15 protein-coding genes are annotated in these 15,611 nt (G+C 76.8%); 7 read left to right on the top strand and 8 right to left on the bottom strand.

The features are described from left to right. Positions 1-106: 106 nt before the first annotated feature. Together ACYVQV_RS12755 and ACYVQV_RS12750 are read right to left on the bottom strand one after the other, a co-directional pair. The gene (locus ACYVQV_RS12755) at positions 107-1,693 is read right to left on the bottom strand and encodes a glycerol-3-phosphate dehydrogenase/oxidase (RefSeq protein ID WP_461023677.1); all 1,587 of its coding nucleotides are present in this window, start codon (positions 1,691-1,693) and stop codon (positions 107-109) included. Then, positions 1,690-2,382: a TetR/AcrR family transcriptional regulator gene (locus tag ACYVQV_RS12750; protein ID WP_461023676.1), complete on the bottom strand. Its 693-nt coding sequence runs from the start codon at positions 2,380-2,382 to the stop codon at positions 1,690-1,692. Before ACYVQV_RS12750 ends, ACYVQV_RS12755 begins: the two co-directional genes overlap by 4 nt. A gap of 17 nt (positions 2,383-2,399) precedes the next feature. On the opposite strand from ACYVQV_RS12750, the gene ACYVQV_RS12745 reads away from it, so the two are divergent. Further along, complete coding sequence (locus ACYVQV_RS12745; RefSeq protein ID WP_461023675.1) at positions 2,400-4,052, top strand: FAD-binding oxidoreductase; 1,653 nt, start codon at positions 2,400-2,402, stop codon at positions 4,050-4,052. Positions 4,053-4,234: 182 nt separating this feature from the next. On the opposite strand, the gene ACYVQV_RS12740 is transcribed toward ACYVQV_RS12745, so the two are convergent. After that, positions 4,235-4,648 (bottom strand): DUF2795 domain-containing protein, encoded by a 414-nt coding sequence (locus tag ACYVQV_RS12740; protein WP_461023674.1) that lies wholly within the window; start codon positions 4,646-4,648, stop codon positions 4,235-4,237. Positions 4,649-4,952: 304 nt separating this feature from the next. Between ACYVQV_RS12740 and ACYVQV_RS12735 the strand changes: the two genes are divergently transcribed. Next, complete coding sequence (locus ACYVQV_RS12735; RefSeq protein ID WP_461023673.1) at positions 4,953-5,162, top strand: dsRBD fold-containing protein; 210 nt, start codon at positions 4,953-4,955, stop codon at positions 5,160-5,162. 106 nt (positions 5,163-5,268) lie between these two features. Here the strand turns inward: ACYVQV_RS12735 and ACYVQV_RS12730 are convergent, their stop codons facing one another. Beyond that, on the bottom strand, positions 5,269-6,816 hold the full coding sequence (locus tag ACYVQV_RS12730; protein ID WP_461023672.1) for an FAD-dependent oxidoreductase: 1,548 nt from the start codon (positions 6,814-6,816) through the stop codon (positions 5,269-5,271). 15 nt (positions 6,817-6,831) lie between these two features. Then, positions 6,832-7,245: a CBS domain-containing protein gene (locus tag ACYVQV_RS12725; protein WP_461023671.1), complete on the bottom strand. Its 414-nt coding sequence runs from the start codon at positions 7,243-7,245 to the stop codon at positions 6,832-6,834. A 170-nt stretch (positions 7,246-7,415) separates the two neighbouring features. Between ACYVQV_RS12725 and ACYVQV_RS12720 the strand changes: the two genes are divergently transcribed. After that, entirely contained in the window at positions 7,416-8,222 is an 807-nt protein-coding gene (locus tag ACYVQV_RS12720) for a tryptophan-rich sensory protein (RefSeq protein WP_461023670.1), read from the top strand. Between the two features lie 43 nt (positions 8,223-8,265). Here ACYVQV_RS12720 and ACYVQV_RS12715 read toward each other — a convergent pair whose 3' ends face one another. Next, entirely contained in the window at positions 8,266-8,463 is a 198-nt protein-coding gene (locus tag ACYVQV_RS12715) for a CDGSH iron-sulfur domain-containing protein (protein ID WP_461023669.1), read from the bottom strand. 416 nt (positions 8,464-8,879) lie between these two features. Between ACYVQV_RS12715 and ACYVQV_RS12710 the strand changes: the two genes are divergently transcribed. Genes ACYVQV_RS12710 through ACYVQV_RS12700 form a run of 3 tightly spaced genes read left to right on the top strand, consistent with a single transcriptional unit; the run spans position 8,880 to position 13,202 of the window. Continuing rightward, positions 8,880-9,923, top strand: a complete 1,044-nt coding sequence (locus ACYVQV_RS12710; protein WP_461023668.1) for an iron-containing redox enzyme family protein — start codon at positions 8,880-8,882, stop codon at positions 9,921-9,923. A 2-nt stretch (positions 9,924-9,925) separates the two neighbouring features. Next, positions 9,926-11,020, top strand: coding sequence for a glycosyltransferase family 2 protein (locus ACYVQV_RS12705; RefSeq protein ID WP_461023667.1), 1,095 nt, complete (start codon positions 9,926-9,928; stop codon positions 11,018-11,020). After that, a complete protein-coding gene (locus ACYVQV_RS12700; RefSeq protein ID WP_461023666.1) occupies positions 10,986-13,202 on the top strand; it encodes a catalase in 2,217 nt (738 codons plus the stop codon). The genes ACYVQV_RS12705 and ACYVQV_RS12700 overlap by 35 nt, the downstream gene beginning before the upstream one ends. Positions 13,203-13,229: 27 nt before the next feature. Here the strand turns inward: ACYVQV_RS12700 and ACYVQV_RS12695 are convergent, their stop codons facing one another. Beyond that, entirely contained in the window at positions 13,230-14,108 is an 879-nt protein-coding gene (locus ACYVQV_RS12695) for an SDR family oxidoreductase (RefSeq protein ID WP_461023665.1), read from the bottom strand. 154 nt (positions 14,109-14,262) lie between these two features. Between ACYVQV_RS12695 and ACYVQV_RS12690 the strand changes: the two genes are divergently transcribed. Continuing rightward, positions 14,263-14,715 carry a DUF4383 domain-containing protein gene (locus ACYVQV_RS12690; protein ID WP_461023664.1) on the top strand — a complete coding sequence of 151 codons (453 nt, stop codon included), beginning with the start codon at positions 14,263-14,265 and terminating at the stop codon, positions 14,713-14,715. 60 nt (positions 14,716-14,775) lie between these two features. Here ACYVQV_RS12690 and ACYVQV_RS12685 read toward each other — a convergent pair whose 3' ends face one another. Continuing rightward, a complete protein-coding gene (locus ACYVQV_RS12685; protein ID WP_461023663.1) occupies positions 14,776-15,576 on the bottom strand; it encodes an MBL fold metallo-hydrolase in 801 nt (266 codons plus the stop codon). Positions 15,577-15,611: the final 35 nt, after the last annotated feature.

Genomic DNA, 15,611 nt, shown 5'->3' with positions numbered 1-15,611 from the left:
TCGGCACGCGGGGTGGCCGGCTGCAGCCCGTGGCGGCCACGGTCACCCGGTTGCGCCGCGGGTCCACCCGCTCGGCGGGACCGGCCCGTCGCGGCGGCCCGTCGCGTCAGCCGCGGGCCAGCAGCTCGCTCGCGGCGTCCCTCGCGGCGTCGGCGTCCCGGGGGACGAGCGACAGCCGCGTCCGCCGCGCCAGCAGGTCCTCGACCGTCAGCGCGCCCTCGGCGAGCACCCCGAACAGCAGCTCGACGGCCAGGACCGGTGACCCGTCGACGACGGGCTCGAGCAGGGCGGGGTCCCGGTCGGCGAGCGCGGCCACGGTGACCGCCTCGGCGCCGTAGCGGCGGACCAGCCGCCGGGGCGCGCGGACCGCCGGGAGCAGCGTGCGCGGCACCGCCCCGACGAGCCCGGTGGACGCCGTCACGCACGGCCCGGCGTCCAGCCCGCCGGCGCGGACGGCGGCGTCCACGGCGTCCTCAGCCATCCGCCGGTAGGTCGTCAGCTTGCCGCCGACGACGGTGACCAGCCCGTCGACCGTCCGCACGAGGTGGCGGCGCGAGAGGTCCGCGCTGGACCCGCCGCCGGCGGCCGCGCCGCCCGCCCGACCGGCCAGGACCAGCGGCCGCAGCCCCGCGTACGCACCCAGCACGTCGGCGACCGTGGGCGGGTCGGTGAGCACGCGTCCGAGGACCTCCAGCAGCCGCTCGACGTCGCCCGGGCCGGGCCGCGGTTCGTCGGTGACCTCGTCCACCGGGTCGTCGGTCAGGCCCACGTGCACGGTGCCGTCGTCGTGCGGGACGGCGAACACGAACCGGTTGCGCTCCCCGGGGACGGGCACGTTCACTCCCGCACGGGGGTGGCCGAGCACGGACGCCGGCAGGACGACGTGCGTGCCCCGGCTGGGGCGCAGCTCCAGGCCGGGCGCGAGGCCCGTGGCCCACACGCCGGTGGCGTTGACGACGACCCGGGCGCGGACCTCGACCCGCTCGCCCGTCAGGACGTCCTCGACCACCGCGCGACCGCCCCCCGCGGCGTGGACGGCGGCCCGGGTGACGACGGCGGCACCGTGCAGGGCGGCGGTGCGGGCGAGGGCCACGACCAGCCGGGCGTCGTCCTCCAGGCCCCCGTCCCAGTGCAGCAGCGCGCCGCGCCGGCCGGTGGACCGCATCGCGGGTACGAGACCGAGCGCCTCCGGCGCGGGGACGTGCCGGGGCGCGGGCAGGGTGGTGCCGGGGGTGCCGGCGGCGCGGCGCAGGCCGTCGGCGAGCCGCAGCCCCGTGCGCATCAGCGCGGCCTGCGCGGGCGGCACGTCGTCGGTCAGCGGGACGAGGAACCCGAGCGGCCGGGTCAGGTGCGGGGCGACCCGCTCCATCAGCAGGTGGCGCTCGCGGGCCGACTCCCAGGCCAGGGCCACGTCCCCGCCGGCGAGGTACCTCAGGCCGCCGTGGACGAGCTTGCTGGACCACCGCGACGTGCCGTTGGCGAGGTCGGCGCGCTCGACGAGGGCGACCCGCAGCCCCCGCGTGGCGGCGTCCAGGGCCGTCCCGGCGCCGGTGACGCCGCCCCCGACGACGAGGACGTCGAACGGCTCCTCCGCGAGGCGGTGCAGGTCGGCGCGGCGGCGGGCGGCGTCCAGCCGGGAGTCGGGTCGTCCGCGGCCGCCCCGGTCGTCACGGCCGCCGCCTGTCGCGCTCACGGTGCCAGGTACCGCTCGAGCAGGACGGCGAGCTCGGCGAGCACCGCCTCGGTGTCGGCCTCCCGGTCCACGACCCGGGCCGACAGCACGAAGGACTGGACGGTCAGCTGGACGACGCGGGTCACGGTGTCGACGTCCGCGACGCGCACCGAGCCGTCGTCCTGCCCCTGGGCGACGACGGCGGCGAGCGCGGCGCGCAGCAGGGTCTGGCTCGTCCCGGACCGGTCCACCACGTACGGCAGCAGCAGCTCGGGGTCGACGTCGAGGATGCGGGCGAGCAGCGGGTCGTCGCGCAGGCGGCGGACCATCCCCAGCGCCGTGCCGACCAGCCGCTCGCGGGCGGTGCCGGAGCCGGCCTCGTGCACGACCGCCGCGAGCAGCTCGGTGACCTCGCGGGTGAGCAACGCGGTCAGGACGGTCTGCACGTCGGGGTAGCGCCGGTACAGCGTCATCCGGCTGATCCCGGCGCGCCGGGCCACGTCCGTCGCCGTGGTGCGGCGGACGCCGACGGCCAGGACGAGCTCGCGTGCGGCGTCCAGCACGGCGTCCTGCACGGGGTCCTGCACGGGGTCCTGGGCTGCGCCGTCGGCCGGGACGTCAGTCGGGACGTCGGCGGGATCGTCGGCCGCGTCGTGACCAGCGCCGTCCACCGCACCGCGGGTCGCGCCCTTGTTACGTCGAGACGTCATGTGTCACTGTGTACCGCATGTGGACGACGCGCACCACCCCCCGCCGCCCCGAGCGCCCGGCGGCCTGGGCCCCGTGGGGAACGCCGGAGCACGCCGTGGGCCTCCCCCGGCACGTCCACCGGACCCTGGCGGAGCGGGGGCTGCTGCGACCCGGCCCGCCCCGGCCCACCGCTCGCCCGGACCTGCCGCCCACCCGACTGGAGGGCGCAGCGCTCGACGCCCTCGTCGGCACGGTGAGCCGCGACCACGTCCGCACCGACGACGACGCGCGCGCCACCCACGCCGGGGGCCGCTCCTACACGGACCTGCTGCGCCGGCGCGCCGGCGACCCCGCCGCGCCCGACGCCGTCGTCTCACCGGCCGACCACGACGAGGTGCGAGCCGTCCTGGAGGCGTGCGCGCGGCACCGCGTCGCCGTCGTCCCGACCGGGGGCGGCACGAGCGTCGTCGGCGGCCTGGAGCCGCTGCGCGGTGGCCTGGACGCCGTCGTCGCCCTCGACCTGCACCGGCTCGACCGGCTGCTGGCCGTCGACCCGGTCTCGCTCACCGCCACCCTCGGCGCCGGCCTGCGCACCCCCGCCGCCGAGGCGGCGCTCGCCCCGCACGGCCTGACCCTCGGCCACACCCCGCAGAGCTGGGAGATGGCCACCGTCGGCGGGTACGTCGCCACCCGCTCCGCGGGCCAGGCGTCGACCGGGTACGGCCGCGTCGAGGACATGGTGGTCGGCCTCACCTGCGCCACCCCGGTCGGCGACCTGGACCTCGGACGGGGACCGGCGAGCGCCGCCGGGCCCCGGCTGCTGGACGTCCTCGTCGGGTCCGAGGGCGCCTACGGGGTGGTGACGTCGGCGACCCTGGCCGTGCACCGCCGGCCCGAGGCCGTCGTCCGCGCCGGGTGGTCCTTCCCCTCGTTCGCCCACGGGGTCGAGGCCTTCCGCGCGCTGGCGCAGGACCTGCGGCACGGGTGGGCACCGGACGTCTGCCGGCTGTCCGACGAGGAGGAGACCGCCACCACCCTCGCCCTCGCCGGGGGGTCGGCGGGGGCCCGGGCGCTGCGCGGGTACCTCGCGGCCCGCGGCCGCGCGGGCGGTGTGCTCGCCGTGCTGGGGTGGGAGGGGACGGCGGACGACGTGCGCACGCGACGGCGGGCGGCCGCGCGTCTGCTGCGCCGGCACGGCGGGCTGCCGCTGGGCGCCGGGCCGGGGCGCGCGTGGGAGCGCGGGCGCTTCCACGGCCCGTACCTGCGGGACGCCCTGCTCGACCACGACGTCCTCGTGGAGACGCTCGAGACCGCGACCACCTGGGCGGACCTGCCGGCCCTGCACGCGGCGCTGCGGTCCGCCGTCCGCGCCGCCCTGCCGGGACAGGACCCGATCGTGCAGGTGCACGTGTCGCACCTCTACCGGACCGGCGCCTCGCTGTACCTCACCGTGGTCGGCCGGCAGGACGACGACCCGGTGGCCCAGTGGGCACGGGTCAAGCGCGCCGCCTCGGACACCATCGCCGCGCACGGGGCGACCGCCACCCACCACCACGCCGTCGGCGTCGACCACCTGCCGTGGGTGCGCGCCGAGGTCGGGGACGTCGGCGTCCGGGTGCTGCGCGCCGTCAAGGAGGCGCTGGACCCCGACGGCGTCCTCAACCCGGGCAAGCTCGTCCCACCCGGCTGACGCCGCCCACGCCCACCCGCACCGAACCCACCCCGCCCGCGCCCCCGTCCCACCCGCACACCACCCCTCCCACGAGACGGACGGACACGCCGTCGCCAGCGAACCGGCGACGGCGTGTCCGTCCGTCTCGCGAGCCAGCGGGTCCGTCTCGCGGGCCCTGCGAGCCCTCTCGTGCCCCTGCGTCAGGTGCGGCGCTGCTCCGTCCCCACCCCCAGCTCGCGGGCGACGTCCTGCACGTTCTCGAACTGCCGGCCCTCGGGCAGCCGGCCCAGGTCGGCGAGCACCGCGTCGGTCGCGCCGTTGCCCTGCGCGACCCGCACCAGCGCGTCCCGGTCGCCCGGGAAGGCGCCGATGCCGAGGAATCGGGCGATGTCCGAGCGCTCGTCGACGTCGCCCGAGGTCATCCCCGGCGGCGTCCCCCGGCGGTCCTCCGGCACCGTCCCCCGGTCACCGGTCGGCTGGTCGTCACCGGCCGGCTCGGGCTCGCGCCACTCCTCCGCCCGGCTGCTGCGGCCCCCCTGCACCTGGCCGCTGACCTCGTGCGCCAGCTCCTCGTCACGCAGCGGGCTCCTGGATCCTCCGGACTGCTCCGACATGCGGTCCTCCTCCTCGGTGCGACTCGGGTGCACGGTGGCCGCACACCCTCCCCACCAGCCTCGTCGCTGCGCGGCGACCCCGCGAACGCACCCCGGGCACGGGACCTCCGGCCCTGCCGGGCACCGGACCGGTCAGGTTGGCTGGTCCCGTCGAGGGGGCCGAACCGACCACGCGCCCGCACGGACGAACGGCGCGGGCCCGTGGCCGACGACGCAGGCGGGAGCCAGCCATGAACCGCACCAGCACCTGGCACGTCGAGGTCCAGGTCTTCGACCACGACGACAGCACCCCGCGCACGCCGTGATGCGCACCGCGCAGCACGGCGGCCCCGGGCCGGACCCCCTGCACGGTCAGGGCCGGGCCCGCCGCAACCCCGCCGACGAGGACGTGCCCGAGATCGGCGAGGAGGTCGCCGTCTCGCGCGCCCTGCGGGACCTGGCGGACCGGCTGCTGGCCACGGCGTCCGGTGACATCAGCGCGGTCGAGCACCACGAGGTGCACCTGCAGCGCTGACGGGTGGAGCGGCGGCGCTGACGGGTGCACCGGCGGCGCCGACGGCCGGACGACGTCCACCGCCCGGACCGCGACGGGCCGGCCAGCTCAACCCTCGACGCCGCGGTCAGTCGCGTGGTGCCAGACCCCGCGTCGCCGGCCCCTCCAGCCGCGAGCCGTCCGCGGCGAACCTGCTGCCGTGCAGCGGGCAGTCCCACGTGCGCTCGCCCGGGTTCCACCGCACCACCCCGCCCAGGTGCGGGCAGACCGCGCCGACGCGGTGGACGACGCCGTCCACGCACGACTCCGCCACCGGCGGCTGCGCACCGGCCAGCCGGACGCGACCCTCGCCCTCGGCGGGCGCCGCACCGTCGTCGGCCTGGTCCCCGACGGCGTGCCGGACGGCGCCGAGGACCGTCTCCGCCCATCCCTGGGCGAGCCGCAGCCCCACCCCGGCGTTGAACGACGCCAACCGCGGGAGCTGGCGCAGCCCGGTCGGGCGCCACGGGTCCCAGGACGCCGACCACGCCGGCGGCTCGCCGAGCACCGTGCCGGCGAGGCCGAGACCGGCGGCCGTCCCCGCGGCCATCCCCCACTTCGCGAAGCCGGTGGCCACCAGCACCGAGCCCTGCCACGGCAGCAGCCGACCGACGAACGGCAGCCCGTCGGCGGTCCGGTGGTCCTGCGCCGCCCAGCGGTGGGTCACCGCGGTGACGTCGAGGTGGTCGCGGGCGAACGCCTCGAGGTCGTCGAGCCGCTGGTCGGTGTCGGTGGCGCGACCCACGACGTGCCCGTTGCCGCCGACCACCACCACGCCGTCGCCGGCGGTGCGCACCGACCGGGTGGGCTGGTCGACGGACAGCAGCATCGCCTGCGGGTGCGGTCCGCGGACCCGCACCGCGACGCAGTACGAGCGCACCGGCTCCTGCCGGGCGAAGAACGCCGCCCGGTCCGGGAACGGCATGCCGCTGGCCACGATCACCCAGCGCGCCCGCACCGTCCCGGCCGCGGAGCCGTCGGCGGTCCGGACGCAGCGCAGCGACGCGCCGTCGGAGGTGGCGAGCACCGAGACGGTCGTCCCCTCGTGGACGACGGCGCCGGCCACCTCGGCCTGCGCCCGCAGACCGGCCAGGTGCCGCCCCGGGTCGACCTGCAGCTGGCCGGGCAGCACGAGCGCCCCGGTGGTCGGCCAGGGCAGCCCGGGGTCGTCGACGACGTCCGGGACGACCCCCGCAGCCGACATCGCCGCGGCCTCCTGCTCGAGCGCGCGACGTCCCGTCGCGGTCGTGGCGTAGCTGACGGCGTCGCGCACCTGGGCCGGGTGACCGGCCGACCGCGCGCGCTCCCCCAGCCACCGCTGCCCATCGAGGTTGGCCTGCGCGTAGTGCAGGACGGCGTCCACCCCGTGCCGGTCGCACAGCTCGGAGAACCGGGTGCCCTGGGCCAGCGTGACCTTCGCGGTCGACCCGCCCGTGGTGCCGGCGCCGACCTGACGGGCCTCCAGCACGCGGACACCCAGTCCCGCCTCGGCGAGGACGACGGCCGCGGTGAGCCCGACCACCCCCGCGCCCACGACGGCGACGTCGCAGTCGACGTCCTCGCCCGGCGGTCCGCCCGCCGGCTGCGGCAGGTCCCACAGCGGTCGCAGCAGCGGCGTGCCGGTGGTCGGGCTCACCCGGTTCCCCTCTCGTCAGCTGGAGATGGCCTCGAGGACGTCGCCGACCTTGCGCTCCGGCAGCGCCCGGGCGACGTCGGCCTGGGCGACCATGCCGACGAGCCGGTGACCGTCGATCACCGGCAGGCGGCGGACCTTGTGCTCGGACATGGTCCGCAGCACCTCGTCGACGTCGTCGTCCGCGCCGATCGTGACGACCTCGAACTCGCCGAGGTCGGCGACCGTCGCGGACGTCGGGTCGCCACCCTCGGCGAGGCACTTGACGACGATGTCGCGGTCGGTGACGACGCCGTGCAACCGGTCGTCGTCCCCGCAGATCGGCAGCGCACCGACGTCGAGGTCCCGCATCCGGCGGGCGGCGTCGACGAGGGTGTCGGTGGTGCGGACGCAGTCGGCGCCCTCGGTCATGATGTCGCGCGCGGTGGTCATGGCGTCCTCCGTCCTGGTGGTGGGTGTGGCCGGTGCAACCGTGCCCCGCACCCGGCGAGCCAAACGTCCTGACCCCACGCGCCGGCACCCACCGGCCCCTACCTGCCCCCACCTGCACCGGACGAGCCGCTCGACGGGCGCCGGCGCCCGGGGCACCGGAGGATCGGTGCATGACGTCGACGACGCACGTGGACCACGGATCCGGGGACCTGGGGCTGCTGCGGCAGGTGCTGCTGCTGGCGGGCGGCGTGGTCGCCGTCCTGGCCCTGCTGATCGGCACGGGCGCGTTCGGCGGCCCGTCCATCGGCGAGGTCGGCGACGGCGACCTGTCGCCGCAGGCGTCCCTGGTGGTGCCCGCCGGGACCGCCTTCAGCATCTGGAGCGTCATCTACGCGGGGCTGGTCGCGCTGGCCGTGTGGCAGGCCGCGCCGTCCCGCCGCGACCTGCCCCGGCTGGACCGGGTGCGCTGGTGGGTGCTGGCGTCCATGGTCCTCAACCTGACGTGGATCCTGGTGGCCCGGGCCGAGCTGACGTGGCTGTCGGTCGCCGTCATCGCGGCGCTGCTGGCGGTGCTGGCCCGCGCGTACGCGCTGCTGCTGCGGGACCGTCCCGCGTCCCGCGTGGAGGGCGTCCTCCTCGACGGGACGACCGGCCTGTACCTGGGGTGGGTGAGCGTGGCCACGGTCGCGAACGCCTCGACGACCCTCGTGGAGGCGGGGTACGGGGACCTGGCGCCCGGCCGGGAGGTGTGGGCGGTCGCGATGCTGGCGGTCGCGGCGGTCGTCGGCTGCGCGGTGTCGTGGTCCGCCCGCGGGCGGGTCGCCTTCGGTGCGGCCGTGACGTGGGCGCTGGCCTGGGTGGTCGTCGCGCGGCTCGGCGACGGGCCGCCGTCCACCGCGGCGTGGGTCACCGCAGCCGTCGGTGCGGTCGCGGTCGCGGTCGTCACCGTGGCGGGCGCCGCCCGCCACCGGCGCTGAGGCGCCCCCGGCCCCGACCCCGACCCCGACCCCGACCACAGGGTCAGCTGCGGTCGCGACGCCGCCGGGCCCGTGCGGCGACCTGGTGGCTGCCGTCGCACAGCGGCGCCCGGCCGGACATCCCGCACCGGCACAGGGCCACCGACGCCCGCGGGCGTCCCACCGGGCGCCCGTCCTCGCCGACGACCTCGGCGCCACCGCGCACGACCAGCGGCCCGTCCGGGTACGCGGTCACCGTCACGGGCGGCTCCGTCCGGTCGGGCCGCGGGCGCGTCGCCGTCGTCAACGGGGTCACGACCCCGTCGTCCGCCCGGCGGCCTCGCACACCCTGACCACCAGCACCCTGACCACCAGCACCCTGACCACCAGCACCCTGACCACCAGCACCCTGACCACCGGCCACGGCGACCTCCATCACGTCCGTCCGCCCCCGGCCGCACGGTCGCGCGGCCTCCACCACCGCACGAGATGCGAGGTGGCTGCTCTGCGGTCACGGTAGGTCCGGCCCGCCGGGTGCGCCCGCCGGGCCGGCGTGCGGGTTTGCCGCCGTCACCCCGGGGAAAGGGAACCGACATGTCGTGGTGCGACGCTCGCGGACCACTCAGCGCAGCCGTCCTGGACGCCGTCACCGGCCCGGTGCGACCTGTTCCGGGCCTCGTGACCACCGCTCGCGTCGCCGTGGACCGCAGCCGCGACCTCCTCGTCGACGAGGACGTCCAGCTCGCGCTGTACCTGGCCTACGAGCTGCACTACGGCCTGGACGGCGCGGACGGCGGCTGGGAGTGGTCCTCCGACCTGCTCGCGGCCCGCGCGGTCGTCGAGGCGGCGTTCGAGGCGGCCTTGCGACGTCGCTTCGACGCCGACGGACCGGTGGACGGCGGGTCTGCGCCCGGCGGCTCGGCGGACGACGTCGCGCCCGAGGAGCTACCGGCTGCACTGCTGCGCCTGGCGACGGAGGGTGACGGCCCGGTGGGCGGCCCCGTCGCGGCGTACGTCGCCCGCCACGCCACCCTCGACCAGGTGCGCGAGCTGATGGCGATGCGCACCGTCTACCAGCTCAAGGAGGCCGACCCGCACACCTTCGCGATCCCGCGACTACGCGGGCGGGCGAAGGCCGCGCTCGTCGAGATCCAGGCCGACGAGTACGGCGGCGGGCACCCCGACCGGGTGCACGCCGGGCTGTTCGCGCGGATGCTGCGGGCGCTCGGCCTGTCCGACCGTCCCAACGACTACCTCGACCTCGTCCCCGCGCCGTCGCTCGCCTCGGTCAACGCGATCTCGTTGTTCGCGCTGCACCACCGGCTGCGCGGAGCCCTCTGCGGCCACCTCGCGGCCTTCGAGGCGACGTCGTCGCTGCCGTCGGGCCGGATGAGCGCCGGCCTGCAGCGGCTGGGGCTGGGCCCGGACGCCACCGAGTACTTCGACGAGCACGTCGAGGCCGACGCCGTCCACGAGCAGGTCGCCGCGCACGACCTGTGCGGGAGCCTCGTCGCGGCCGAGCCCGACCTGGTGCCGGACGTCCTGCTCGGTGCCCGGACCTGCCTCGGCGTCGACGGTCTCGTCGGCCGGCTCGTGCTCGACGCCTGGGAGTCGGGGGCGACCGCGTTGCGGACCCCCCTGCCCGCGGACACGGACGCGGACACGGACGCGGGGCAGCCGGCCGGGGCGGACGCCGACCGGTTGCTGGGCCTGGCGGGGTAGCCGTGCCGCCCGCCGTCCTCGACGTGGAGGTCGTCGTCCCGCTGCGCTGGGACGACACGGCGGGTGGGCGGGCCGCCGCGCGGCTGCAGGAGATGACCGCGTACCTGGCGCGGCTGTCGGCGTGGGCGGACGTCACCGTGGTCGACGGGTCCGCGCCGGGCTGCTTCGCCGTGCACGACCGGGAGTGGGGCCACCTCGTGCGGCACCTGCGACCGGCCGACCGACCGGGGCTCAACCGCAAGGTCGTCGGGGCGGTCACGGGGGTTCTCGCGGCGCGGCACGACCTCGTCGTGCTGGCCGACGACGACGTCCGCTACGACCGCGCGAGCCTCCGCGCGCTGGTGGACCTGCTGCGCGACGCCGACCTGGTCAGGCCGGCGAACGTCTTCGAGTCCTGGCCGTGGCACGCCCGCTGGGACGGCGCCCGGTCGCTGCTCAACCGGGCGGTCGCCGGTGACTGGCCCGGGACGTTCGCGGTCCGGCGCGGCGTCGTCGCCGCCGCCGGCGGGTGGGACCCGGACGTGATGTTCGAGAACCTCGAGATGGTCCGGACCGTGCGCGCAGCCGGAGGGCGGGTCGTCGACGCACCGCAGGTGCTCGTGGCGCGACGTCCGCCCACGAGCCGGCAGTTCCTCGACCAGCGGGTGCGGCAGGCCTACGACGACCTCGCCCAGCCGTGGCGGCTGGCGTGGGCGCTGGCGACGCTGCCCGCCGTCGTCCTCGCCGCCCGTCGTCGTCCCGTCCTCCTGCCGGTGGCGGCGGGCTGCCTGGTGGTCCTCGCCGAGCGGGGACGGCGTCGCGCCGGCGCCCGTGACCGCGTGCCGGCCGACGTCCCCCTGTTCGCCCCCCTCTGGGTCTCGGAGCGCGCGATCTGCTCGTGGCTGGCAGTGTGGCGAGCGCTGCGCGGAGGTGTCCCGTACCGGGGAGCGAGGATCCGCAGCGCGGCGACGCCGACCTGGCGGCTCCGCCGGCGCCTGCGCGACCTCGCCCCCCGCCCGGACCTGCGCGCGCTGCCCGACGCCGTGACCACGCCGTCGGCGCCGACCACGGGAGGACCCCACGATGACCGCCACGCCGCGCCCCGAGCAGTCGCCTGACGAGCGCCCCGGAGCCCCGGGCAGCGTGCCGCCGCCCGTCGTCCCGCCGCCGGCGGCCGAGCGCACGATGCCGCCGCCGAAGCCGGACCAGACGGCGCCGGAGCCGGTGACGGCCACCGGTGTGAGGACCACCGCCACGGACGGTCCCCCTCCCGAGCGGGCCCGCGGGCAGCAGGGGGACCGGCTCACCACCGCCGGCGGCACCCGGCTGCGCGACACCGACCACTCGCTGAAGGCCGGCCCGCGCGGACCGGTGCTGCTGCAGGACCACCACCTGCGCGAGAAGATCATGCACTTCGACCACGAGCGGATCCCCGAGCGCGCCGTGCACGCCCGCGGCGCCGGCGCGCACGGCGTCTTCCGCGCCTACGGCACGGCGGCGTCCGTGACGCGGGCCGCGTTCCTCGCCAAGGACGTCGAGACGCCCGTCTTCGTGCGCTTCTCGACGGTCGTCGGCTCCCGGGGCTCCGCCGACACGGTCCGCGACACCCGCGGGTTCGCGACGAAGTTCTACACCTCCGAGGGCGTGTTCGACCTCGTCGGCAACAACTTCCCGGTGTTCTTCATCCAGGACGCCATCAAGTTCCCCGACATCGTCCACGCCGCGAAGCCGCACCCGGACCGCGAGATCCCGCAGGCGCAGAGCGCCCACGACACCTTCTGGGACTTCGTGTCCCTGCACACCGAGGCGCAGCACCACGTCATCTGGCAGATGTCGGACCGGGCGATCCCGCGCTCCTACCGGATGATGGAGGGCTTCGGGATCCACACGTTCCGCCTCGTCGACGCCGACGGGGGCACCACCCTCGTGAAGTTCCACTGGAAGCCCGTGCTCGGCGCCCACTCCCTGGTGTGGGAGGAGGCGCAGATGCTCGCCGGCATGGACCCCGACTACCACCGGCGCGACCTCGGCGACGCCATCGAGGCGGGGGCCTTCCCCGAGTGGGAGCTCGGCATCCAGGTCTTCCCCGACACCCCGGAGCAGACGTTCGAGGGCATCGACCTGCTCGACCCGACGAAGATCGTCCCGGAGGAGCTCGCGCCGGTCCAGCGGATCGGGCGGCTGACGCTGAACGGCAACCCGACGAACTACTTCGCCGAGACCGAGCAGGTCGCGTTCCACCCCGGGCACCTCGTCCCGGGGATCGACGTCACCGACGACCCGCTGCTGCAGGGTCGCCTGTTCTCCTACCTGGACACCCAGCTGACGCGGCTCGGCGGGCCGAACTTCCCGCAGATCCCCGTGAACAGGTCGCACGCGCCCGTCAACGACATGCTGCGCGACGGCTTCCACCAGCACGCCGTGCACGAGGGCGTTGCGCCGTACCAGCCGAACAGCCTGGACGGCGGCGTGCCCGTCCCGGGCGAGGAGCTCGACGCCACCGACGTGCTCGTCGAGGTGCCCACCGCGGTGTCGGGGGCCAAGGTCCGGCAGGCGCCGGCGTCGTTCGCCGACCACCTCAGCCAGGTCCGGCTGTTCTGGCTGAGCCTGACGCCGGTCGAGCAGCAGCACGTCGTCGACGCGTACGCGTTCGAGCTGGGCAAGTGCTACGAGCAGTCGATCCGCGAGCGCCAGCTCGCCGTCCTGGCCCGCGTCGACACCGACCTGTGCGCGCGCGTGGCGGCGCTGCTCGGGCTGCCGGCCCCCGACGCGGACGGGCCGCTGCCGCACGCCGAGCCCAGCCCGGCCCTGCGCCAGGTGGGCGAGCGGTGGCCGACGAGCGGGCGGCAGGTCGCCGTCGTCGTCCTGCCCGGCGCGGACGTCGATCAGGTCGCGTCCGTGCGGGACGCGGTGGACGCCGCGGGGATGGTCCCGCACGTCGTCGCCCCCACCGGCGGCGAGGTCGACGGCGGCGGGACGACGGTGACGGCCCAGCGCAGCTACGCCACGGCGCGGTCGGTGGAGTTCGACGCCGTCCTCGTGGCCGGCGCGGCGCCGGGCACGGGTGGCGACGAGCTCGACCCCCGGGTGGTGCTGTTCCTGTCCGAGGCGTACCGGCACGGCAAGGCCCTCGGCGGCTGGGGCGACGCCGAGCGGGCGCTCGGGGCGTCCGCGGTGCCGACGGCGGGGCCGGGCGTCGTGGTCGGTGAGGACGCCGAGGCGGTGCTCGCCGAGGTGGCGACGCTGATGGCGGAGCACCGGGTCTGGGACCGGATGCCGCCGCTGTTCACGGCCCCCTGAGGGCGGCGCGTCGACGCGGGCTGCGTGTCAGCGCAGGCCGGATCCGGCTCGGTCCGCGGCCATCCGCGGGCCGAGCCGGGCCAGTGCCGGCCCGGCCACGCCGACGACGACGTCGGCCACCTGCTGGGCCAACGGCAGCCGCGCGACGCGGGTCAGCCCCATCACCCGGGGCACGCTGACGGTGTGCCAGCCGGGACGGGTCAGGGCCCGCTCCACGGCCCGGGCCACGCGCTCGGGCGCCAGCCCGGGCCCGGGACGCGGGGTGCCGTCGACCTCCCCCGGCTCGTCACCACCCGAGCGGGCGGCGAACTCCGTGGCGACGAAACCGGGGTTGACCACGTGCACGCGCACGCCGCGGGTCATCACCTCGCGCCGCAGGCCCTCCCCGAAGCCCTCGACCGCCGCCTTCGTCGCGCAGTACACCGTCAGCGGCGGCATCGAGAACCACGCGGCCCCCGAGCCGAGCAGGACGACGTCGCCGTCCCGGCGGTCCAGCTGGTGGCGCACCACCTGGCGGGTCAGGTCGACGGTGGCGGTGACGTTGACGTCGACGACGCGGCGCACCTGCTCGGTGGTCATGTCGGCGACCTCGCCGACCCACCCGATCCCGACGTCGGCGACCAGCACGTCGACGCGGCCGTGGCGGCGCAGCACCGCCTCCACGAGGTCCCGGCGCTCGACGTCGTCGGCGAGGTCGGCGGGGTGGGCGCTGACCCCGGGCAGCGTCCGGGCCAGCTCGGCCAGCGCCGCGTCGTCCCGTGCGACCGCGACGACCACGGCCCCGGCGTCGGACAGCCGCTCGACGACGGCCCGGCCGATCCCGGCGGTCGCGCCGGTGACCAGCGCGACCTTGCCCGTCAGTGACCGGGGACGCAGCGAACGGGCGAGCATCTCCAGGGACGTCATCGCACCAGCGTCGCCCGCACCTCCGCGCAGCGCACGCCGGCCGCACGCATGGGCCCTGGCCCGGCGGGTACGTCGTCCGGTGCCGGCCCGGGTGCTCCGGGCCGGACCAGGCACCGGGCCGCAGGTCGGTCCGGCCGGACCGAGAGGGGGCACCATGACCACGCAGGCTCACCGGACCTCGGGGCGCAGCACCGTCCAGATGGCCGCCCTGGTCGTCGGGGCGACGTTCCTGCTCGTGGGGGTCGCCGGGTTCGTCCCGGGCATCACCACGGACTACGACGCGATGCAGGTCGCCGGTCACGAGTCCGAGGCGATGCTGCTCGGGATCTTCCAGGTGTCGGTGCTGCACAACGTCGTGCACCTGCTGTTCGGGATCGCCGGGATCGCGATGTCACGGACGGCGTCCGGCGCCCGGGCGTTCCTCGTCGGCGGCGGGGTCGTCTACCTGGTCCTGTGGCTGTACGGGCTGCTCGTGGACTCCGAGTCGGCGGGGAACTTCGTGCCGCTGAACACCGCCGACGACTGGCTGCACCTGGTGCTCGGCGTCGGCATGGTCGGCCTGGGGCTGGCCCTCGGCGGCCGCAGCGCGCGGACCGCGCGTCGTTGACCCGACCCGCACCCTCACCCCGCCCTGCCCCCGTCGGGGACGGCGGGTCGAGGGCGCCGGTCAGGGACGCAGGCTGACCCGTTCACCGCGCCGGACGACGCGCAGCTGGCCGGGCAGGCGCCGGTGCTCCCACTCGGCCACGAAGTCGCTCAGCGGTGAGCGGAACACGGTGTAGTCGTCGTAGTGGACGGGAACGGTCACGCCCGGCCGTAGGAGGCTGACGAGCTGCGCGCCCTGGTCGGCGTCCATCGTGACCAGCAGGCCGAGCACCCGCGTCCCGCCGAGGTGGACCACCATCGCGTCCAGCGGGCCGCACCGGTCACCGACCTCGCGCAGCCACGGCCGGTACAGGGTGTCGCCGGTGACGTAGACCCGCAGGGGCGGCCGGCCCGGTTCGGTCAGCGCCAGGACGGTCCCCATCACGGGCGGCAGCAGCGCCTTCGCCGGCCCGGGCGCGTGCTCCCCCGGCACGGAGGTCACCTCCAGGGTCGCGTCCCCACGGGTGAGGGTCCGGCTCTGCCAGGTCGACATCCCGTCGGCCTCGGCGAACCCCCACGACCGCAGCCGGCGCGCGGCCGCCGGCGTCGTCAGCACGGGCAGGTCGCGGTCGAGCTCGCGGCGCGCGACCCGGTCGAAGTGGTCGCCGTGCAGGTGCGAGAGCACCACCGCGTCCAGCGCCGGCAGGTCGGCGGGCTGCAGGGAGGGTTCGGTGCGGCGCTTGGAGAACAGCCCCTTGCCGAGGCAGGCCCGCTGCCCGCGGTGCAGGAAGTTCGGGTCGGTGAGCAGGGTGAAGGGCCCGAGCCGCAGGACCGTCGTGGCGGTCCCCACGTGCTCGAGCGTCGCGTCGTCGGCAGGGTCCACGGGGACGCCGTACCCGCCGGACCGCGGCAGCAAAC

It is taken from the genome of Thalassiella azotivora, assembly GCF_054781695.1.
Note: the sequence above shows the minus strand (reverse complement) of the source record. Positions and strands in the feature narration are given on the sequence as shown.

Excerpts from the sequence above, each read along its gene's own strand:
- ACYVQV_RS12750 (WP_461023676.1), bottom strand. The coding sequence starts at position 2,382 with ATGACGTCTCGACGTAACAAGGGCGCGACCCGCGGTGCGGTGGACGGC.
- ACYVQV_RS12745 (WP_461023675.1), top strand. The coding sequence starts at position 2,400 with ATGTGGACGACGCGCACCACCCCCCGCCGCCCCGAGCGCCCGGCGGCC.
- ACYVQV_RS12740 (WP_461023674.1), bottom strand. The coding sequence starts at position 4,648 with ATGTCGGAGCAGTCCGGAGGATCCAGGAGCCCGCTGCGTGACGAGGAG.
- ACYVQV_RS12735 (WP_461023673.1), top strand. The coding sequence starts at position 4,953 with ATGCGCACCGCGCAGCACGGCGGCCCCGGGCCGGACCCCCTGCACGGT.
- ACYVQV_RS12725 (WP_461023671.1), bottom strand. The coding sequence starts at position 7,245 with ATGACCACCGCGCGCGACATCATGACCGAGGGCGCCGACTGCGTCCGC.
- ACYVQV_RS12720 (WP_461023670.1), top strand. The coding sequence starts at position 7,416 with ATGACGTCGACGACGCACGTGGACCACGGATCCGGGGACCTGGGGCTG.
- ACYVQV_RS12700 (WP_461023666.1), top strand. The coding sequence starts at position 10,986 with ATGACCGCCACGCCGCGCCCCGAGCAGTCGCCTGACGAGCGCCCCGGA.
- ACYVQV_RS12695 (WP_461023665.1), bottom strand. The coding sequence starts at position 14,108 with ATGACGTCCCTGGAGATGCTCGCCCGTTCGCTGCGTCCCCGGTCACTG.
- ACYVQV_RS12690 (WP_461023664.1), top strand. The coding sequence starts at position 14,263 with ATGACCACGCAGGCTCACCGGACCTCGGGGCGCAGCACCGTCCAGATG.